Source organism: bacterium (genome assembly GCA_004322275.1).
GTDB lineage: Bacteria > Desulfobacterota > Deferrisomatia > Deferrisomatales > BM512 > SCTA01.
In genome coordinates, this window is sequence record SCTA01000006.1 from 1 (window position 1) to 20,515 (window position 20,515).

The 20,515-nt window shown below is 52.7% G+C and carries 18 protein-coding genes; 10 read left to right on the top strand and 8 right to left on the bottom strand.

Going from position 1 to position 20,515, the window contains the following annotated elements; translation table 11 throughout:
• Nucleotides 1-42: 42 nt before the first annotated feature.
• The 4 genes from EPN96_01915 to EPN96_01930 form a co-directional block, all read right to left on the bottom strand.
• Nucleotides 43-1,638, bottom strand: coding sequence for a recombinase family protein (locus EPN96_01915; GenBank protein ID TAL18282.1), 1,596 nt, complete (start codon nt 1,636-1,638; stop codon nt 43-45).
• A gap of 124 nt (nt 1,639-1,762) precedes the next feature.
• Nucleotides 1,763-2,029 carry a hypothetical protein gene (locus tag EPN96_01920; protein ID TAL18283.1) on the bottom strand — a complete coding sequence of 89 codons (267 nt, stop codon included), beginning with the start codon at nt 2,027-2,029 and terminating at the stop codon, nt 1,763-1,765.
• Nucleotides 2,023-3,099 carry a hypothetical protein gene (locus EPN96_01925; protein ID TAL18284.1) on the bottom strand — a complete coding sequence of 359 codons (1,077 nt, stop codon included), beginning with the start codon at nt 3,097-3,099 and terminating at the stop codon, nt 2,023-2,025. The genes EPN96_01920 and EPN96_01925 overlap by 7 nt, the downstream gene beginning before the upstream one ends.
• Nucleotides 3,100-3,110: 11 nt before the next feature.
• On the bottom strand, nt 3,111-3,434 hold the full coding sequence (locus EPN96_01930; protein ID TAL18285.1) for a hypothetical protein: 324 nt from the start codon (nt 3,432-3,434) through the stop codon (nt 3,111-3,113).
• A 239-nt stretch (nt 3,435-3,673) separates the two neighbouring features.
• On the opposite strand from EPN96_01930, the gene EPN96_01935 reads away from it, so the two are divergent.
• The 3 genes from EPN96_01935 (at nt 3,674) to EPN96_01945 (ending at nt 9,856) form a co-directional block, all read left to right on the top strand.
• The gene (locus EPN96_01935; GenBank protein ID TAL18286.1) at nt 3,674-7,312 is read left to right on the top strand and encodes an NACHT domain-containing protein; all 3,639 of its coding nucleotides are present in this window, start codon (nt 3,674-3,676) and stop codon (nt 7,310-7,312) included.
• Nucleotides 7,313-7,677: 365 nt separating this feature from the next.
• The gene (dcm, locus tag EPN96_01940; protein TAL18287.1) at nt 7,678-8,850 is read left to right on the top strand and encodes a DNA (cytosine-5-)-methyltransferase; all 1,173 of its coding nucleotides are present in this window, start codon (nt 7,678-7,680) and stop codon (nt 8,848-8,850) included.
• Nucleotides 8,840-9,856 carry a hypothetical protein gene (locus EPN96_01945; protein TAL18288.1) on the top strand — a complete coding sequence of 339 codons (1,017 nt, stop codon included), beginning with the start codon at nt 8,840-8,842 and terminating at the stop codon, nt 9,854-9,856. Before dcm ends, EPN96_01945 begins: the two co-directional genes overlap by 11 nt.
• A gap of 280 nt (nt 9,857-10,136) precedes the next feature.
• Here the strand turns inward: EPN96_01945 and rsgA are convergent, their stop codons facing one another.
• Genes rsgA through EPN96_01965 form a run of 4 tightly spaced genes read right to left on the bottom strand, consistent with a single transcriptional unit; the run spans nt 10,137 to nt 13,591 of the window.
• Entirely contained in the window at nt 10,137-11,237 is a 1,101-nt protein-coding gene (gene rsgA / locus EPN96_01950; GenBank protein TAL18289.1) for a ribosome small subunit-dependent GTPase A, read from the bottom strand.
• A 37-nt stretch (nt 11,238-11,274) separates the two neighbouring features.
• Nucleotides 11,275-11,979 carry a ribonuclease III gene (gene rnc / locus EPN96_01955; protein ID TAL18290.1) on the bottom strand — a complete coding sequence of 235 codons (705 nt, stop codon included), beginning with the start codon at nt 11,977-11,979 and terminating at the stop codon, nt 11,275-11,277.
• Nucleotides 11,976-13,265: a tRNA (N(6)-L-threonylcarbamoyladenosine(37)-C(2))-methylthiotransferase MtaB gene (mtaB, locus tag EPN96_01960; protein ID TAL18291.1), complete on the bottom strand. Its 1,290-nt coding sequence runs from the start codon at nt 13,263-13,265 to the stop codon at nt 11,976-11,978. Before mtaB ends, rnc begins: the two co-directional genes overlap by 4 nt.
• A gap of 14 nt (nt 13,266-13,279) precedes the next feature.
• Nucleotides 13,280-13,591, bottom strand: coding sequence for a hypothetical protein (locus tag EPN96_01965; protein TAL18292.1), 312 nt, complete (start codon nt 13,589-13,591; stop codon nt 13,280-13,282).
• Between the two features lie 205 nt (nt 13,592-13,796).
• On the opposite strand from EPN96_01965, the gene EPN96_01970 reads away from it, so the two are divergent.
• The 7 genes from EPN96_01970 to tkt are packed head-to-tail and all read left to right on the top strand — an operon-like array spanning nt 13,797 to nt 20,481.
• Complete coding sequence (locus tag EPN96_01970) at nt 13,797-14,909, top strand: hypothetical protein (protein ID TAL18361.1); 1,113 nt, start codon at nt 13,797-13,799, stop codon at nt 14,907-14,909.
• The gene (locus tag EPN96_01975; protein TAL18293.1) at nt 14,906-15,634 is read left to right on the top strand and encodes a UPF0280 family protein; all 729 of its coding nucleotides are present in this window, start codon (nt 14,906-14,908) and stop codon (nt 15,632-15,634) included. The genes EPN96_01970 and EPN96_01975 overlap by 4 nt, the downstream gene beginning before the upstream one ends.
• A gap of 14 nt (nt 15,635-15,648) precedes the next feature.
• Nucleotides 15,649-16,083, top strand: a complete 435-nt coding sequence (locus EPN96_01980) for a 4Fe-4S dicluster domain-containing protein (protein ID TAL18294.1) — start codon at nt 15,649-15,651, stop codon at nt 16,081-16,083.
• Nucleotides 16,083-16,601, top strand: coding sequence for a nitroreductase family protein (locus EPN96_01985; GenBank protein TAL18295.1), 519 nt, complete (start codon nt 16,083-16,085; stop codon nt 16,599-16,601). The genes EPN96_01980 and EPN96_01985 overlap by 1 nt, the downstream gene beginning before the upstream one ends.
• A gap of 9 nt (nt 16,602-16,610) precedes the next feature.
• Nucleotides 16,611-17,231, top strand: a complete 621-nt coding sequence (locus tag EPN96_01990; protein ID TAL18296.1) for an MBL fold metallo-hydrolase — start codon at nt 16,611-16,613, stop codon at nt 17,229-17,231.
• 4 nt (nt 17,232-17,235) lie between these two features.
• Nucleotides 17,236-18,453 carry a bifunctional phosphopantothenoylcysteine decarboxylase/phosphopantothenate--cysteine ligase CoaBC gene (gene coaBC, locus EPN96_01995; protein TAL18297.1) on the top strand — a complete coding sequence of 406 codons (1,218 nt, stop codon included), beginning with the start codon at nt 17,236-17,238 and terminating at the stop codon, nt 18,451-18,453.
• Nucleotides 18,454-18,489: 36 nt separating this feature from the next.
• Nucleotides 18,490-20,481: a transketolase gene (gene tkt, locus EPN96_02000; protein TAL18298.1), complete on the top strand. Its 1,992-nt coding sequence runs from the start codon at nt 18,490-18,492 to the stop codon at nt 20,479-20,481.
• Nucleotides 20,482-20,515: the final 34 nt, after the last annotated feature.

Here is a 20,515-nt window from a genome sequence, read left to right on the forward strand (position 1 = left end):
CAGATGGTAGAGCACCTGACTTTTAATTAGGTGGTCGTTGGTTCAATCCCAACACGGCTCACCACGACGTTTAAAACTGGGTACTTCGCACATATCAAGCGAGGTACCCAGTTTCTTTTTTGCCACAAGCTCACCAAGCGCCGCATTGCTCCCGCACATGACAGCCGTGTTTCCCTCGATTCTGATTTCATCCACGAGTAGTTGCAGGTAGCTTTTTGCAAGACTCCTAATGTCGTGCAAACACCTCCGGATTGCGGCGCAAAAAGCCGTGATTTCGGAAGTGGTTAGCTTGCTCAGGGGCATTTCCGATTTTTGTCTTAAAGACGCCATTTCCGAAAGAAGCTCTTGCTTCTTATTGTCGTGAAAGCGCAAGCGTTCACGGAGCGAATTATCGAGAGGCATAAAACCAGATTCAACCGCCTCGTAAAGCCGATTTTTCGCCTCTTCCAGCTTCTTTAATTCGTTTTTTAATTGCTGGATTGCGCCGCTTAATTTTCCGCTGGCTTTTTCGCCGTTTTTCTTTTGCGCCGTAAGAATATTTTTGACTTTTTCAGGGGTAAAAACACGCTCCGAAAGCGCATCCAAAATAAGCGCGTCAAGTTTTTCCATCGGTACGGCGGAAGAATCACAGGCTTTTGCGTTTATACGAGTCTTTCGGCTGCATTTGTAATATTTATATTTCCCGCTTCTTCCGGTGCTTGTGGTCATGGAAGAACCGCAAGTACCGCACTTCAAAAGCCCTGTTAAAAGTATTGGAGAACTTACGATACTCGGATTGATGGTTTTTGGAGCGCGTTTTTTGCGCATTTTCTCCGCTTTTTGAAATAATTCAGCGTCGATAATCGGCTCCAAAGCGACTTTTATCCACTCGTTTTCAGGCCGTAATTTGCCGGTTTTTCCATGCCTTTTATTGAAAAAGTATTCGCCTAAATATGCTTTATTTGAAAGCACCTGTAAAACTGTCTGTCCAGACCATTTCTCGCATCTTCGCGTCATGTTTTTTGAGTTTAAAAAGGTCGCAATTTCCTTGATTCCGCTGAATTTCCCGGAAGTGTAGCACTCGAATATTTTTTTGATTATTTGCGCTTCAATAGGATCGGGTTCTAGCACGTATTTTTGACGGTTTTTAGCACCTCCATCCACGGGCTTTTTTCGGTATCCGAAAAGAGGCTTATTGCCGTTAAAAAAACCCTGCCTTGCATTTTCTCTCATGCCTCTGGAAGTGTGTTTCGAGTTTTCCCGGCTAAAAAATTCATCGAGGATTTTATAAAAACCTCTGGATAAAAAACCGCTGTCGTCGTCGCCGGATGGCTGCGTGGTGGAGACTACCGAAACACCTGCTTTTTTCAGCTTTAATTCATAAAAACTCGATTCAAGGGAGTTTCGGAAAAAGCGGGAAAAACTGTGGACTAAAATCGCTTCAAAAGGAGGTGGTTTTTGACACGCTTCATCAATCATTTCCGTGAAAACCGGGCGCTTGTCGTCAGTTGCCGAAGCGCCCGGTTCTATGTATTCCTTTGCGATAAAATGACCGTTTTCTTCACACCATTTCCGCATCTGCTTTAACTGATCGGGGATAGAAAGATTCATATCCGCCTGTTTTGTTGTCGAGACGCGAGCGTAAATTGCGACGATCATTTTTTACCCTTCTTCGTTCATGATCTGGTACATAGCCGCCAGTATTTCCGGCCAATGAGCGTCAAGGATTTGCATCTCCTCAGCCGAATTTATTTCCCTGAATTGGACTGATACGGTCAGGCTATCACTTTTTTCGTTTTTGACATGACTCACTCATGCCAGCCCCCTTCCCTTGCTCTGAATATTCCGGCCCGATCCTTTCCAGTGCCTTGTTACAGCCGCTTTTGAAAATCATATCGAGTTCATTTGCTAAACCCTTGCGACCGAAGGCATCGAGGACTTGTTTGCGGTACGCATGAAATTGCGCAGGACGCAGACACATTTCCCCGTAGGCGAGAACCTTTGACAGCGCGGTTTTTACCGCTTTGTCGATCTCTTCCCGCCTTACCATTGTCCTAGCCTTATTTCCGTTATCCGCTTTTCAACGTCGAATTTCCATGTAAGCGGATCGTGGTGTCTTTTGACGCCGTTAAATAGTTCTCTTAATGCGTCCTCGGCGCTCATGTGCTCTTTGCCTCGCTGGACGCACTTGATTGCGGCAAGCCTCTTTAGGTAGCCGTAAACGCTCTGCGCAATCCGGTTTTCCCTATCCTTTAGCGCCGCCTGTTCGCCGTACACTTTCAAAATGCCCATGTGAGGCAATTCGCGGATTCTCTCCTGCAAGTCTACCCATAGAGGGTGAAGCGGCCAGCGGGATGTATTTTTATCGTCATTGGGCTTTCTCAGGGTGTCGTGATCTTCCGCGAGGTAGCGGAGTAGATCGCCGCAGTTTTCGGCAAAGTCCTTGAAGGTCTTTATCTCGAATCTTTCAAGAACCGGCCTTCTTACCTGCCACTCGATGCGCCACACCTCTGAATCTCTCTCCCAGAGGACGTAAAACCACGATTTTTCGCTTTGCTGCTCAATCTCGGCTACTTTGTCGTAGACGCGCAACACGATGTCGCCACGGCCAAAAGAGAACGTCTGGGCCTTTCCGTTTTCCCTGTACTGAGCGTCCTTCGTCGATCTGCTTTTAAAGCAATCCTCGTCAAAGTCCATGACAGGCAGGAAGTAGTCAAAACAGTAATCTATTCGGGAAAGGCTTTCGGGCTTGGCTTGCGTGTATCCAACGCTCTCGGCCCATGAAAGAAACTTTTGATGAAGGAAAGGCGCGGATTCACGCCAGAGGGCTTGGCTTGAGAAGGTGACGAAAAAATTAGGCTTGTTGAACTCTCCGAACTCGATTTTAAGATCGCCGTTGGTTATCAGGAAGGGATAACCGGATTTGGTGCCATGAGGTGCTAAAAAAAACTCGCCTCTTCCTAGCTGGATCGCCGCCGACTCGCGCTTCTTGGACTGCCTTGCTTCCTCCCTTAAAACCGCAAGGGCCTGAAAGTCGATCAGGTTTTCGCCAGTCTTCGCCATGCAATAAGCGCACTGGACGGTATCAAGGCCGTGAATAAGTAGAGTGGGCGAAAGCATTTGTCACCAGATCATTCGTCTTCGGGTACAAATGCTTTGCGGGGTGAAACTTCCTTTTCGTACTGAGCAATGTATTTGTCCACCAGCTTTTCAAAGGCTTTTCTCAACTCTGCATTCTCCTCGTTTTCCGTCAGCAGCTTTCCGTATTCATCGAGTGAGTTTTCCAGAAGGGTTAAGACAACCTCCGTTCTGGTTCTTGTTGGGTAAAGCTCGCAGAGGGCGCTTATTTTCGCAGCAGTTATAACCGGAAGTCGCAAGCTGATGTGCTTCGCGGAAGCGCTTGACTGCTCGCTCAGTTCCTTGAGCAATTTGTGCTGCTTTAAAATCCATCCCATGCCAAACCTCCTAAAATTCGATCCACTTGTGGTACGCATGTAATACATACGCCACACGCAAGCGAGGAGTCAACAGAAAATATTTGCCGGGATTTTATGAGGAAGAGTATTCTCGGAGTGCTAAAGGGGGGAGGAGGAATTTCGCCTCCTCGCCTCAGATTTTCAGGAGGATGTATTTTGAGCCCCCCGTGTTACCGTATCGGGGGGCAGACCATCAACTCCACAAGATTGAGAGATTTATGGTTGACCCGGCAACACAAACGGTTTTGCTAAAAGGCGGCAAAGCATTATTGACGTTTTTGTTGAACATCGCCGTTGATGAGACAAAACGACAAATTTCCAAACGCTTAAAAAACAAACCAGTACAAGTGGCATTCACCAACGCTTTTGATCGCGCCATTTTGAAATTCGAGGAGCAACATTCAGAGCTATACAAATCTCTTTTCGATGAACATTTCCTCAAAAATCACGCCGGTGAGCAGTTCTCAAAATTGCTCTATGGCGAGCTTCCTGATGTGGAAGCCATTGCTTCCTCCTACGAAAAGCAATTTCATCTCATAGGAATCCCTAAACTAAAAATAGTCGATGCCATCAACGATCTGGTCCAGTTAATCATAAAGGCTATGTCCGCCGAGCCCCTCTTGCTTGGTTGGGTACAGTTGTACAAACATGATAAAACTTACCAAGAACTACTGAAACTACCCACCAAAGAATGGATTGAAATTGCCTTTAGCGAGTTGTCTGCAAACATCCTTGCTGCGATTGACGCAGCAAAAGACATACCTCCAGAAAAGACCTCAGAACTTTATTCCCGCTATTGTAAATGGAGAGCCGACACAACAGCTAACTACACCATTGCCGGTTTCAACAAACCACTGCCGGTTTCGGAATTATGGCTTGAATTAGAGGCCTCGGAATCCGAGGACTTGTCAATGCCCTTTGGTGACAATCTAGAGATCATTCAGCGATACCATAAGTCACCTTCCCCGGATAATGGGCGAAGAGCAGAATACGACGCAGAATGGCTTGGCGTGCAGCTTCAAAAACTGGTTGCAGTGGGAGGTCCTGGGGCTGGGAAGTCGCTATTGATGAGGCGAATCGCCCACCGTGAGTCAAAGCTTGGTAGCAAGGTTTTGCTCGCCAAGCTTCCACTAGTGCTCGCGCGAATGGAAGAACAGGGGGAAAACTTTGAAGAGGCTCTTTCGCGCCAAGCAACAGATAGCGCGGGACTTACGCCCACTGAGATCGGCTTCCTTAGCGAACATTTAGACTTGTTGCTGCTGGATGGGCTCGATGAGTGCGCCGGACGCAGAGAACAAATCGCGCAATTGATCTGTTCATGGGCGGAGGGACATCCTAAAGCTAAAATTATTGTCACCACCCGCCCTGTGGGGCATAACCCCGGAACCCTTCCGGGATGGAGACATTTTCAGCTACAACAAACCTATCTCGGACCTCTATCCCGTTTCGTTGTCGAAGGCGTATCGCTTCATGTCTTTTCTAAAGACGTTTATAACCGAATGGACAAGGTGTTTAGCAGCGACAAAACCTTCGATTTCGTTCGGAATAATCCTCTTCTTTTCACTTTTGTTGTTGCCCTTGCAGCAGGGGGAAAGGCGATACCGAATAGTAAGGCACTGTTGTACCAATCCGTAATCGCAATGATCGCAGAACACGAGGTCGCCAACAGGGTTGTAGCAGAAAATGGCCGGGATCTCGCAGTGTTAAACAAATTTTCGGAAAGCTTTGCTTGGATTCTTCTCCATGAACCGACAATTAGCTATCCGGACTTGCTAAAAAAAGTGGGCCTTGCGATGGCTGATGAACTGGAAATTAAGCCGCTTAATGCGGCATCTCAGGCAGCCAAGGCCTTTGCTTGGTGGGAGGAGCGACGCCTCTTCGAGCGTCTCCATGTGGCCGACAGGACGATGGCTACATTTGTTCATCTAGGTTTTGGGGAATACTTGGCGGCTAGGTACCTGCTCGAATTAAACGAACAAGGTCTTCGTAAATGGATTATGGAAACAAAAGAAGACCCGGCATGGAAAGAGGTTTACTTAAATGCCGCGCAGTTGGGTTTAGGGACAAAACTTATTCGTATCTTGTTGGACGCTCACAACCCGGAGGACAAAAAGTCTATCTTCCCGCTTTTAGCCGCCCAAATATTTTCCGTCGCAGAGGACGCCGGTGAAGAATCAGCGTGCCGGATAATCGCGCACCTCGCTCCGCGTATTTCTGACGAACTTAGAGAGCATATTTTCAGTGCCGCCGAGGCTTTGATTCCAGTCGCAGGTAGATTTCCCGTCACAGTGAAGGCACTTACCCAAGCTTTGCAGCGTGATGAAAACGAATATCGGCGTTTTGCAGGTTTAGCACTGGCACTTTCCGCCGGGGAAACTTATGTTGATCTTCAGAAACTGAGGGAAAATTATTGTAATATTCTTCGGCCATTCAAGGATTATCGCTCTGCATTCTGGTTGGGGAATAGACCTCTTTACAGACTTGATTATCACTATTTACGCGAGATAATGCTAATCAAGGGCACAGAGTATCTTATCTCCAAAACTTCTATTAAAGAATTAAAGAACGAAATTGTCCATCATTTTAACAACAACAGTATATCTATTTCTATGAGGGATCGATTGCGAGAGGTTCTTCGTAAAAGTTCCGATCCTGATATTAGAGCCATATTACTAGAGGTTGACGATTGGGCAACTAGATTTTCGTTCATATTCCCTTCCCCAGAAGAACGCAAAAAATCGACCGCAAATGAAATTCTGTTTTTAGATAGGATTATCGTAGCGTGCAAAACTTACGAGAATGTCACAGCACGACTGACACAAGCACCTCTAGTTAGTCTAGCTAAGGTAATCTCAACGCTCCAAATTGGGCAACTAGTAGCCGGTGAGTTCGATGAGGTTATAGAACGAGAATGGGATGATTCAATGCAGTATTGCTTTCTGTGGACCCTCTTGGCTTGCGGGGTTGACAATGCACGAGTAATCGTGGATGCACAACAAATGCAGAAAGGTTTGGAAACAGAAAATTTATTTTCTATCCTCTCAGGACCGCGCTTTCCTTTCAAACCCGACTGGGGCAAAGCCGCGAATAAGTGTAATGATCCTTCAGTTTTGGTAGAGGCATTGAACCATCCCTTGTCCACTTGTTCCTATATTTCCGCGGAGATGATCGAAGCAGGCGCAGGTGGGAATGGTATGTGCCAAATCCTCAAAGATGTGTTGGCGACCGGAGGATACAACGCGCTTTATTACTTAGCTCAGCTGGCGGACAATCTCTGGGGCGAAGAAGCTCCGAACTTAATTTTGAACCGGTTGGAAACCAAACCCACTGGAATGTGCGAGCCGCTTTTGAAGAAACTCCCCGAATGGTACCCCGTTGAAGTGCCGGAACGTGTGCTTTGCGTCATCGAAAACTGTCTGTTCTCACCGTATGTCTCATTAGCGACAGGAACAGCGGAAATTTGTCTAAAAATGAATCTTCCCGATAATTTCACCGAAGTATTGCGGCGCGCCTTCGATTATTGGAAAACCCACGAAAAACCCTATCCTATGGAAGGAGGGATTGTCCCCCCCAGTCCTCGGGATGACCTGTTTAAGGCTATTACTGCCAAAAACGCCTTTCAGACAAAGGAACTATTCGAGTTGCGCCACGACAGGCGTGTTTCTAATCGGGCTCAAAATCAGTTGTTAGAATTGGCAAAAACCGATGCAATCGTGGTCGAACGCTTGATTTCGGAAATTACGCCTGAATCTGTGCCGCTATACCATGCTCTTGTGAGACTGCCTGAAGCGATGCTTGAACCTCATAGGGAAAAATTAAAAGCATTTCAAGAATCAATGGCGTCCGTGGACCAGTAAAACATTTCACCCTGACTTTGATTGAATTTTCAGCGAAAACTCCCACGTTCCCACATCCGGCTCCGACGGCTCACCAACAAAATCAAGGGGTTACGCGATAGGCGTAACCCCTTTTTCTTTTCTAAACCTGTTTCCGTCTAACAACTGTCTAACAATTTTTAAAAATCGTCCTTCTAATTATGCCTCTTCATCAATATCACGGGGTTACGCAAACAGCTTAACCCCTTTTCCTTACCCGAGATCAATTCTCCCTACCAACTCCCTACCAATCTGCCGCCATTGAGTCATTTTAATTTTGTCAATTAGACATTTTTTTCTGAATTTAGTAGAGTGACAGACATCTAACGCCACCGGAGAAATAGAGCATGAAGACAGTAGAACTCTTTGCAGGTATTGGCGGTTTCCGCTTAGCCGCAGACTCTATGGGATTTAAAACCATTTGGGCCAACGACATTGAGCCCAAGGCTTGCAAAGTTTATAAATCTTGTTTTGGAAATAGAGAGTTAGTAGAAGGCGATATTAGAAATTTAAAGACACAAATACCTTCTCACGACCTATTGACCGCAGGTTTCCCCTGCCAACCATTCAGTAGTGCAGGAATGAAAAAAGGTATCAGAGACCCTCGAGGCACTCTTTTTCAAGAAATAGTAGATGTTTTAAAATTAAATACTCCCGATTTCTTTATTTTAGAGAATGTTAAACGCCTTCTCACAATGGAGGATGGACTTCATTTCGCTACAATACTTTCTTCATTAACAGACTTAAATTATACGATTGAATGGAGATTATTTAATGCTATGGACTTTGGATTACCTCAGAATAGACAGAGAGTATTTATAGTTGGCACAAAAGCAGATGACTATAATATTAACGGCAATTCATCATTATCAATAGTTTCAACAAAACTAGCAATAGAAAGTGAATTAAATTCATTAAAGCCTATTGACCTTGAAGATTTGTCTGATAGTAAAAGTTGGAAATTTATCGAAAAACATGGAAAAAAGTTTCCAAACTGGGGCATTGCATCAAATCACAGATTTTGGGGCAAAGACCTTAATGGGTTTGATAGCAAATCTAAACCAGTTTTCCTAAATTCTATACTTCAAGATAATGTTTCAAGTGAATTTGACTTTACAGAATCTACACTAAGTCGGCTTCATAAAAATACTCCAGTCAATAAGATGGTACAGGGTGTAGAAATTATTAGCAATCAAGGTGGCGGGGCAAGGATGGGGTACACCATTTTTGGCGTCAATGGAGTTGCCCCGACCCTCACCTCCACAGCCAGTAGGCATTATGAAAGATATCTGGTTGGGAACAAATATAGAAGACTCACAAATATTGAATATGCGAGAATTCAAGGGTTTCCAGATAATCACTGTGAAGCAGTTTCAGTATATGATCAATATTCGCTAATCGGCAATGCAGTCCCTGCGCCTATAGTTAAATGGGTTATGAGCAGATTAAATTTTAAGGTTTTACGAAAATCGATACCAAGAGCAAAAAGACAAGGAGTGCTTTTGCATTATGGAACGTAAAGAAGCATTAAGAAAAGCCCTTGCAGAGCGACTGGACGCAACTGTTACGCTAATAAATGAGGCTTTAAATGCATCAGGTCTTGACGCAATAGGGCCAGTTTTGGCTCGGCTCGGACGCGACAAAAAATTACCTCATTGGTATGAAGACTTAAAGAACAATAAATCACTTCCTAATTTGGATGGCAAAACCGTAGGAAGTGTGATTGAAATGTTATTGGTTGCTGTTTTAGAAAAGCACATACTAAATGATTTAGGGGTTGAAAATTTACGAATTAATCCAGCAAGAGGTGTTGATTTACCGGATTTAGATATCGGCATAAAGTCGCCATCGGAAAACTATTGCACTAGCGAACCATTTTTTTCAGCATATGAGAGACTACTAGGAGCTAGCCATGATGCGCTAATATTGCTAACTGACTACCAAACTGCAAAGAAAATCACACCTTTCAAATTGCAGATAATTAAATATAAATATTTATTTAAAACTCAAATAGCAGATGAGAATTTGTGCAAAATTGCATTAAATAATCGCGCGTGGCTTCTAGAAAGAGAAGAAGCTTGGGCAAAAAGAGTTTTCAGGTTTTTGGCATACATAAATCAAAGCGATTGGAGGGCAAAAATACTTCTAGAAATAGTCTCAAACATTCAAAACGATGATGAAGTAAACAAAATAATTGAGTTTTCAACAATAGACTATGAAAAGAAGAATAAAGCCAGAGAGAAAAGAGAACAAGAAATTATACCGGAATCCGATTTGCTTTCTATAATAAAAATTAAATCTATTTCTCCTATACACTTGGGTGTAATCGATGCGATAGACAATTGGGTTGTAGAAACTCAAAAAGATCTTGCAAGATTGCCCAATGACAATGAATGGGAACAGATTCTAAACGGTCCTCTTAATGGCGCGATAGGCATGAGCTTTGCCCTTCAATGGCGATATAACTTTGGCAGACTATTTACCAGCGCTGAACTGGAAGACGAAGATACAGCCTGCGAGGACTAATCATGGTTTCATTTTATCTCAACAACGCCACAATGTTATGGCTGAACCTGTTAGTTTCCAGTCTCAGATAGCGAGAAAATCTGTCTAAATTGTTAAGCCCCTTAAAGAAACATCCCTTGTTCATCATCCTGCTTTCCGCTCATCCGAAAAACCCACAAAACGCAGTCTTTTGAGGTGCATTTGGCGACTTCGTGAACCGATTGAATGCAATGGATGCAAAATTCCCTGATCGCTGTTTTTCGCGTTCAATACCTTCGCTTTCTGCTTTTGAGAAGCCGGTCTATCCTTTATAAAGCTGCTTGATTGCCTTGCTGATCGACTTCCATCGGTCTTTTTCTTCGGAAGCTTGTCCAAGATTGGCGACGCGCTCCCGGTAGCGCACCTCTCTTTGCAGCCTCAGGAAACTCTCCCAGCGTTCGCCCGCCAGCTCTCCGCTCTCTACAGCCGCCAGTACGGCGCAATCGGGTTCGCCGCCGTGGGTGCAGTCGCGGAAGCGGCAATCCTTCGCAAAAGCCTCCACTTCGGGAAAGGTCTGTTCCAGGCCGTCCGGGCTGGAGAGCGCCACTTCGCGAAGGCCCGGCGTATCGATGACGATGACGCCGCCGGGAAGGACGAACAATTCGCGGTGGGTTGTCGTGTGCCGCCCCTTGCCCGATACTTCGCTTGTCGCTTTTGTGGCCTGGCAGCTCGCCGCCGCGAGTCCGTTGAGCAGGGTTGATTTCCCCGCGCCAGACGAGCCGAGCAGACAGACCGTTTCGCCGCTGCGCAAAAGGTTTCGGACACGCTCCACCCCCTCGCCGTCCAGTGCCGACAGGGCGATCACCTCGACGCCGGGCGCCAGAGAGGCGACCTCGTCGGCCTTCTCCTGCGCGTCCTGGCAGAGATCGGCCTTGTTGAGGAGAACAACCGGCTGGACTCCGCCGCCGTAAGAAAGCGCGATGTAGCGTTCTATGCGCCGGGGATTGTAGTCCCGGTCAAGGCCGCAGACTATGAGGCTTGTGTTGACGTTGGCGGCCAGTACCTGCTCGCCTCCCGCCACGCCATCCTCATTTTTTCGCCCTCCCGCCTGGCCGCGCACCAGAGCGCTTTGCCTGGGGATGACCGCAAGAATCACGGCGTTTTCCAAATCGGCGCGACGTGCGGTTACCCAATCGCCCACCACGGGCGTAGGGGTACCGGGGTCGTTCCGCGCCTTGCCGGAAAGGGTCGCCGCGATTTCGCCGCCTTTGCAGAGCAAACGCCAATGACCTCGCGAGGCGAAGGAAACCCTTGCGGGGAAAACGTCATTGCGCGTTTCACCGGCAAAAAATTCCTCACAGGCCGCAGACCAGCCCAGTTCTTCCAGCGTCATCGTTTCATTACTCAAAAGAATGTCTCTCATTGGCTAATCTTATCGTAAAAGACCTGAGTGGCTTGAACTACTCCAAAATAGCCAGAGCATGCCTCGCCGCCATCTGTTCGGCCTCTTTCTTGGAGTGGCCGGTGCCTTTGGCGAGGGAGCGGGTGCCGAGGAGGATTTCGACGGTGAAGACCTTGTCGTGATCGGGGCCGGAGGAGCCCAGGGACTTGTAGACGGGGGTTTTCTTGTACCGCGCCTGACAGTATTCCTGAAGGCGGGTCTTGTAGTCGCAACGGATGGCGTCGGGCCCTTCGTCCTCGATGACGGGGCCGTAAATGGATTCTATGAAGCTGAAGGCGAGCTCGAAGCCGCCGTCGAGGTAGATCGCCCCGACGAGCGCCTCGAAGGCGTTGGAGAGTATCGAGGGTTTGTCCGCGCCGCCGCTTTGCGCCTCTCCCCTGCCGAGGCGGAGGTGTTCGCCGAGGTTGAGGGTTCTGGCTATCTGCGCGAGGGTCTCTTCCTTGACGAGGTAGGCGCGGATGCGCGACATGTCCCCTTCGCTCAGCGGCGGGTCGATGTCGTAAAGGAGCCGGGTGACGCTGATTCCGAGCACGGAATCGCCCAGAAACTCCATCCGCTCGTTGTGGATTATCTTCTCCCCCGTCTCGTTGGCGAAAGACTTGTGCATGAGAGCCTGTTCAAGAAGCTGGGGCTTTTCAAATATGTAGCCGAGGTCTTCTTCCAGAGACCTTAAAAGCTCGCGGCGGTGAATGTCCACCTTCATCGACAAGAGATTTCTCCCATAAGATTTTTACCGCTTCGCCCCGTGATCTTCACTCCGAGTTCCCCCGGGGGCTTTTCGCCCTCCCACTTTACCCTTACTTCGAGGTAGTTGCGCGTGCGGAAGGTCAAAAACCCCTCCTCCACCTTCCCTTCGCCAAGCGCGGGATGCACCTTCCCAAGCTGGCTTCTCTCGAACTCGCCCCTCTTTTGCGCCGAAAGTTCTTTCAATGCCGCCGCCCGCCTGCGCTTTTCCCCCTCCTCTACCTGCCCCGCCATGCCGTACGCTGGCGTGGACTTGCGGGGGCTGTAGGGGAAAATATGAAGATAGCAGAAAGGAATCTTTTGCAGAAGTGCCTTGGTGGCGCAAAAATCCTCTTCGCTCTCGCCGGGGAAGCCGGCGATTACGTCAAAGCCGAGGCAGAGGTCGTCAATCCTCCGGGCCGCGTTCATCACCCGATCTAAAAAGAGCCCTGCGTCGTAGGGCCTGCCCATGCGCTTCAATACCCCGTCGCTGCCGGACTGAAGGGGGATGTGAAGGTGCGGGCAGAGAACCCTGGAGGTTGCGATTCTTTCCGTCACCTCTCCGGTAAGTTCGAGGGGTTCGAGGCTCGATATGCGTATCCGCTCCGGCCCGTGGGCTTCCGCCAGGTCGAGAAGATCCATAAAATTCTTCGGCGGATTTAAATCCTTCCCCCAGTTGCCGATGTGGATTCCCGTAAGAACCACCTCGCGGTGGCCTCCTTCTTTCAATGTTATCAGGCCGTTTTTGACCTCTTCGGGCGGGAGGGAGCGCGAGGGTCCCCGGGCGTGGGGGACGATGCAGTAAGCGCAGAAGGTTTCGCACCCGTCCTGCACCTTGAAAAACGCCCGCGTGTGAGCGTCGAACCGCTTCACCGGCTCCGGCCCGAGGCCGAGCGGGTAGGAAGTCCCGGCCAGCACCCCTCTCTGCCTTTTCTCGATAAGCTCGGGGAGCTTTTGCTTCCACGCCGAACCGGCGACGAGATCGGCTCCCAGCGAGAGCATCTCCTCGCCGGAAGTCTGCGCGAGACAGCCGGTGACGACGAGAAACGCTTCGGGGTTGCTCCGCCTCGCCCTTCGGATGAGTATGCGGGCGTTCCTGTCGGAGCGCTGGGTGACGGTGCAGGTGTTTACGATTATGACTTCGGGATTCGAGTCCTCCGAAGCCGGTGAAAAGCCCCTGAGATCGAGGGCTTCTTTGAGGTGCATGGATTCGTACTGGTTGACCTTGCACCCCATCGTGTGAACCAGAAGGGTCTTCTCTGCCATCGGAAAGTCTGTTTTCAAAGCGGAAGGAGGGCTTTCGCCCCCATGTTTTCGAGAAAGAATTCGCTCTCCCACCGGGTCAGCCTCGCCGTGTGGGAAAACCCCAGCCGCTCGACTCTTATCGTCAGGCTCGCGGACTCCGGGGTTCTGCCTAGGGATACTCTCGCGCCCGGCTCTTTCAGCTCCCGCATCAGCGCGCAAAGCCTGTTGTGCGCGACGTGGGCGCGCCTCGCCGAAGACCCCTTGAAGAGCTGAAAATCCCTGTTGCGGGAGAGTTTTCCCTCGTGGATTTTACCCAGAAGAAGAAGTTTTTCGCGGCTGTTGTCCATTTGTGAAATCTACCCTACAGGAGGGCGTAAGGACAAGCCCCATCGCCCGAAAATGCTTGACTTGAGTACCGTATTTATAAAGGATTACACTTTCTTGTTTTAATGTATCCGTACCTTGAAGGAGTAACCGCCGGTGGCAAAAACCATAGACGAGATAAACAAAAAAATACGCGAGGGCAAATGCGTCGTCGTCACCGCCGAGGAGATGATCGACGTGGTCGCAACGCTCGGCCTTCGGGGCGCGGCGAAGAAGGTAGACGTGGTCACCACGGGAACCTTCGGGACCATGTGCTCTTCCGGCGCTTTTCTTAACTTCGGCCACCTAAAGCCCAAGATGAAGGCTTCCAAGGTATTTCTTAACGACGTCGAAGCCTACGCCGGAGTGGCCGCCGTGGACTGCTACATCGGGGCCACGCAGGTGCGCGAGGGCGACCCCCTGAACGCCGCCCACCCCGGCAGGTTCGAGTACGGCGGCGGTCACGTGATAGAAGACCTGGTCGCGGGCAGGGAGGTCACCCTGCGGGCTCTCTCCTACGGCACCGACTGCTACCCCTCGAAGGCCGCCGAAAAGAAGATGCGCCTCGCGGACTTTCGCGACGCGATTCTGAACAACCCGCGTAACGCCTACCAGAACTACAACTGCGCGGTGAACCTGAGCGACAGGACGATCTACACCTACATGGGCGTCCTTCGCCCCAACATGCAAAGCGCCACCTTCTCCACCTCCGGGCAGCTTAGCCCCCTCCAGAACGACCCCTACTACAAGACGATAGGGGTCGGGACGAAGATATTCCTGGGCGGAGGCGTCGGGGCGGTCACCTGGGCGGGAACTCAGCACGCGCCGGGAACGAAGCGCAACGAGCGCGGGGTTCCCACCGGCGGCGCGGGCACGCTCATGGTCACCGGCGACCTCAGGAAGATGTCGCAGAGGTATCTGCGCGGCGCTTCCCTGCTTGGCTACGGAACCAGCCTGATGCTCGGTATCGGCGTCCCGATTCCGGTGCTTGACGAGGAGATGGCCTGGTTCACCTCGGTCACGAACCGCGACATCGTCTGCCCGGTGGTCGACTACGGCATCGATTACCCGCAGGGCACCGGCGGACCGCTGGGCTACGTGAATTACCACGACCTCTTCTCGGGAACCGTCTCGATAAACGGCAAGGAGGTGCCCGCCACGCCGCTTGCCAGCCTCAGCCGGGCGCGGGAGATCGCGGACATCCTCAAGGAGTGGATAACCGCCGGTGCCTTCACTCTCGGCGCTCCCCAGATAATGCTCCCGAGCGCTCCGGTGGAGATAAAATTCCCGGAGGCCGATTGAAGGAACGGGAAAACCGTTTCTACAGGGATTATTCGGCGAAGAAGGGCGCGGCCTTCCGCGTCGCGCTGGAGACTACGGACCTTTACGTAAGGGCCGACAAAGACCTGACGAAAGAGGCTCTGGAGGCGATACGGAGCGAGCGGGAAAAGCTGGTGGAGTATATAAAACTCCATCCCCGGTTCGCCTCCTCCCTCGTGCCCCTCGAAGAGCCGGCTGACGCGCCTCCCATAGCGGCCATGATGTACCGGGCGGCGAAAGCTGCCGGAGTAGGGCCGATGGCGGCGGTAGCCGGGGCGATGGCGCAGAGGGTCGGGATGGAGCTAAGAAGGCGCTCCTCTTTCGTCATCGTCGAGAACGGCGGAGACATCTACCTCGACACCGGGCGCGAAACCCTCGTCGGCCTCTGGGCCGGGACCTCCCCCTTCAGCGGAAGGGTGGCGATAAGGGTCGACTGCAAACCGGGGCCGCTAGGCGTCTGCACCTCCTCGGGAACGGTGGGGCCGAGTCTCAGCTTCGGAGTGGCCGACGCCGCGACGATAATCTCCTCCGACGCCGCCTTCGCCGACGCGATGGCCTCGGCGCTCGGGAACAAGATAAAGCGCCCGGCGGACCTCGAAGGGGCCGTCGAGTGGGCGGCTTCGATACGCGGAGTAATCGGAGCCCTTGGAATAATTGGAGACAAGCTCGCCGCCAGAGGTGAGCTTTCACTTGAGAAAATAGCCTGAAGCGAGCGAAATAAATGGAAATTTCCAGAAACGTCCTTTTGATATTCCCCCCCGAGGTCATGTACAAGCCGATAATCTTCCGGCTGGTTCGCAACTTTGACCTCGTCTTCAACATCCTCGAAGCAAAGATACTCCCCCGCAGGGAGGGCAGGATCATCCTTGAAATAATCGGCGAAGAAAAGGCCGTGCAGAAGGGTATAGACTTTCTGACGCAGGAAGGCGTCATCGTCTCCCCCATCGCCGACCAGACCCGCCGCGACGAGGAGCTTTGCGTCCACTGCGGCGCCTGCACGGCGGTCTGCAGGGTGGGAGCTCTACTGGTAAACACCGAAACGATGGAGGTGGTCTTCGACCCGACGAAGTGCGTCGCCTGCGGCCTCTGCGAGGGCGCATGCCCGATGAAGGCGATCAAAGGTTTGACCATAGAGCGCCTCGGAAGCATTCTTTAATGTGCCGGGACGGAATCCTTCACGCGATAGAGGAGCGCCGCTCGGTAAGGCGGTTTTCCCCCGAGCCGGTCGGCCCGGAGATACTGGACGCTCTCGTTTCCGCCGCGCACTGGGCTCCGTCGGGAATGAACAACCAGCCCTGGCGGTTCGTGACAATCGAAAAAAGAGAGGTTCTGGATCTTCTCGCGTCCTTTACAAAATACTCGAAGATTTTAAATAACTGTACCGGCGCGATAGCGGTTTTCATCGACACAAAGAGCATCTACCACCGGGAAAAAGATCTCCAGTCGATAGGCGCGGCGGTGCAGAACATGCTCCTCGCCGCCCACGGCCTCGGGGTCGGCGCTTGCTGGCTGGGCGAGATACTTAACCGCAGGAAAGAAGTCGAAAAAACCTTGAAGGTTGACGAAAACCTTGAACTCATGGCGGTCGTCGCCGTGGGCTTTCCCGAGGAGAGCGAACTGCGAGCGAAAAGGCAGCGCCTTCCCCTCGAAAAGCTCATCGCCGGGCGCTTTTAGGAGGATTACGTGATTATCGAAACTCTAGTTGTCGGCATGATTCAGGCCAATTGCTTCATTGTCGGCGACCCCGCCACCAGAAAGGCGGTAGTGATAGATCCGGGCGGCGACGCGCCGGTGATAGCGAAGAGGCTGAAAACTCTCGACCTCACGGCCGAGGCGATAGTCCTCACCCACGGACACTTCGATCACGTCGAAGGCGCCGGAGACCTGAAAAAGCTGACGAACGTCCCCATAATCGCCCACATTGAAGACGTGCCGCTGATCAAGGCTCTTCCCGCCCAGGGTCAGCTCTTCGGGCTTACCGTCACCCCGGCCCAGGTTCCGGACAAGACGGTGAAGGACGGCGACGAGATCCCCTTCGGCGCGCTCTCCCTGAAAGTCCTGCACACCCCCGGCCACTCGCCGGGCTCGATATCGGTTGTGGTGGGAAAAGACATTTTCGTCGGAGACCTGCTCTTCGCGGGCTCTATCGGAAGAACGGATTTGATGGGCGGCAACTACGAAACCCTGATAAACTCGGTCGAAAAGAAGGTATTCACCCTTCCCGAGGACACCGTGGTTCATCCCGGCCACGGCCCCGACACCTCGGTCGGCAGGGAAAAGCGGACAAACCCCTTCTTCAGGTGAAAAGATGCTTAACGACCTGGAAATAATCCTCGGCGTGACGGGTTCGATAGCGGCCTACAAGGCCGTCATCCTCGCCCGCGAGCTTAATCAGTGCGGGGCGAACGTCCACGTTGTCATGACGAAACACGCGACCGAGTTCGTGACCCCCCTCACCTTCCAGACCGTGACGGGAAACCCGGTCACGATGGACATGTTCGAGCTGCTGGCGGGCTCCGAGATAGGCCACGTCTCGCTCGCCGACCGCGCCCACATAACCGTCGTCGCCCCCGCCACCGCCAACATCCTCGGAAAGGTGGCCAACGGCCTCGCCGACGACTTCCTCTCGACGATGATAATGGCCACCAAGGTTCCGGTGCTCTTCGCCCCCGCGATGAACTCCGTCATGTGGGAATCCAAGGCCGTCCGCCACAACGTTCAGCTTCTGGTGGAGTCGGGATACCATTTCATGGACCCGGAGACCGGCGAGCTGGCCTGCGGAGTCACCGGTCAGGGCAAGATGGCCGATCCCCAGAGGATTATCGAGCGGATAAAGGGCGTCCTCTCCCCCAAGGACCTCACCGGGGAGCATATCCTCGTCACGGCGGGGCCGACGGTGGAGCAGATAGACCCGGTCCGCTTCGTCTCCAACCACTCCTCCGGCAAGATGGGCTACGCGCTGGCGCGCTCCGCCATAAGGCGCGGGGCGAAAGTCACCCTCATAAGCGGTCCGACCCTCCTCCAGCCCCCGGTAGGAGCCAGGACGGTGCAGATCAAATCCGCCGAAGAGATGTACGAGGCGGTCCTCCGTGAGAGTCCCTCAGCCTCGATAATCATAAAGGCGGCGGCGGTCTGCGACTGGCGTCCGACCTCGATGGCCGCCGAGAAGATAAAGAAGATGGAAACCGGCGTCCCTCCCCTCGAACTTGAGCCCACGCCCGACATTTTAAAGGCGCTCGGCGAGCGAAAGACAAAAGAGCAGATTCTGGTCGGCTTCGCCGCCGAGACCGAGAAAATCGAGGAAAACGCCCTCGCGAAGATGAACTCCAAGGGGCTCGACCTTATCGTCGCCAACGACGTTTCCAGCCCCGAGTCGGGGTTTCATGTAGACGTCAACGCCGTGAAGATACTCACCTCCGACAACCACGCCATAAGCGTTCCCCTCATGGAGAAAGACCGCGTCGCCGACAGGATGATGGACGCGATCGTCAAATACCGTCGCCGTGTTTCGGCGAAAAACCAATAATCTACTTTAAATAATTTACTAAAGAGAGAGAGTCCAATGCCCGCAAAGATTCCCGTAAACACCCTTCGCTTCCTTGCTGTGGACGCGGTTGAAAAGGCGAAGAGCGGCCACCCCGGCATGCCCATGGGCGCGGCCCCGATGGCCTTCACCCTCTGGACGAAGTTCCTTAAATTCGACCCGAAGGCGACGGACTGGGCCGACAGGGACAGATTCGTCCTTTCGGCGGGCCACGGCTCGATGCTCCTCTACGGCCTTCTCCACCTCGCGGGCATAGACGTTTCGCTCGAAGACATAAAGAATTTCCGCCAGTGGGGCTCCAAGACCCCCGGCCACCCGGAATACGGCCACACCCCCGGCGTCGAGACCACCACCGGTCCTCTCGGTCAAGGCATCGGCGCGGCGGTGGGAATGGCCATAGCGGAGCGCCACCTCGCCGCCCGCTTTAACCGCCCCGGCTTCGAGATAGTCAACCACTACACCTACGCTATCGCCGGTGACGGGTGCCTGATGGAGGGCATCTCCTCCGAAGCAGCTTCCCTCGCCGGTCACCTCGGCCTCGGAAAGCTGATACTGCTCTACGACGACAACAAGATAACCATCGACGGCCCCACCTCGCTGACCTTCACCGAGGATGTCACGGGCCGCTTCACCGCCTACGGCTGGCAGGTCCTCTTCGTGAACGACGGCAACGACGTCGACGAGATCGAAAAGGCCATCGCCGACGCGAGGGCAGACCTTTCCCGGCCCTCCCTCATCCGCGTGAACACCATCATTGGCTTCGGCTGCCCGAAAAAGCAGGGCACCTCCGGCGTTCACGGCTCCCCCCTCGGAGCGGAAGAGACCAAGGCGGCGAAGGAATTCCTCTGCTGGGAGCCCCACGAGCCCTTCACCATCCCCGAAGACGCTTACGCGCCCTTCAGGAAGATGGCCGGGAAGGGAAAGAGCGCCCGCAGGAAGTGGAAAGCGCTGTTCGCGGAGTACGAGAGCGCCTTCCCCGCCCTCGCCGAAGAGTTCAAGCGCAGAGATAAGGGCGAGCTTCCCGGAAACTGGGAAAAGGCACTCCCCGTCTTCCCGGCGGACGCCAAGGGTATCGCCAGCCGCGTCGCCAGCGGAAAGGTTCTCAACGCGCTGGCGAGAGCTCTTCCCGAGATTATGGGCGGCTCCGCCGACCTCACCCCCTCGAACAACACCTACATCGAAAACGACGGGGATTTCACCCGTCAGGACCACACCGGCAGAAACATCCGCTTCGGCGTCCGCGAGCACGCGATGGGTGCGGTAGCCAACGGCATGGCCAACTACGGGATGTTCATCCCCTACACCGCCACTTTCTTCGTCTTCACCGACTACATGAGGCCCTCGATACGCCTCAGCGCCCTGATGGGCCTTAACGTCGTCCACGTAATGACCCACGATTCGATCTTCCTCGGCGAGGACGGCCCGACCCACCAGCCGGTGGAGCATCTGGCGAGCCTTCGCGCCATGCCGAACCTCTCCGTCATACGCCCCGCCGACGCCAACGAAACCGCGATGGGGTGGAAGGCTGCGCTCACCCAGAAAAACCGCCCGACTGTGCTTGTTCTCAGCAGGCAGAACCTCCCCACCCTCGACCGCGAAAAGTACGGCAAGGCCGAAGGCGTCCTCAAGGGAGGGTATATACTTAAGGAGGCGAAGGGCGGCGTTCCGAAGGCGATAATCATCGCTTCGGGGTCGGACGTGCACCTCGCCCTTTCGGCGGCGGAAAAGCTTGAAACCGAAAACATCCCCGTCCGCGTCGTCAACATGGCCTCCTGGGACCTCTTCGAGGCGCAGACCAAAAAATACCGGAGCGAAGTCCTCCCCCCCGCGATCAAGGCGAGAGTCGCCATCGAATCGGCCTCCACCTTCGGCTGGGAGCGCTACACCGGATTTCGCGGTAAAGTTATAGGCATCGACAGGTTCGGCGCGAGCGCGCCCGCCGAGGTGCTCGCGGAGAAATATGGCATGACCGTCGAAAACGTGATTTCGGCTGTGAAAAAGCTGGTCTAGACGGTCTGCCTTTGCTAAGGCTCCGGCGGGCAGG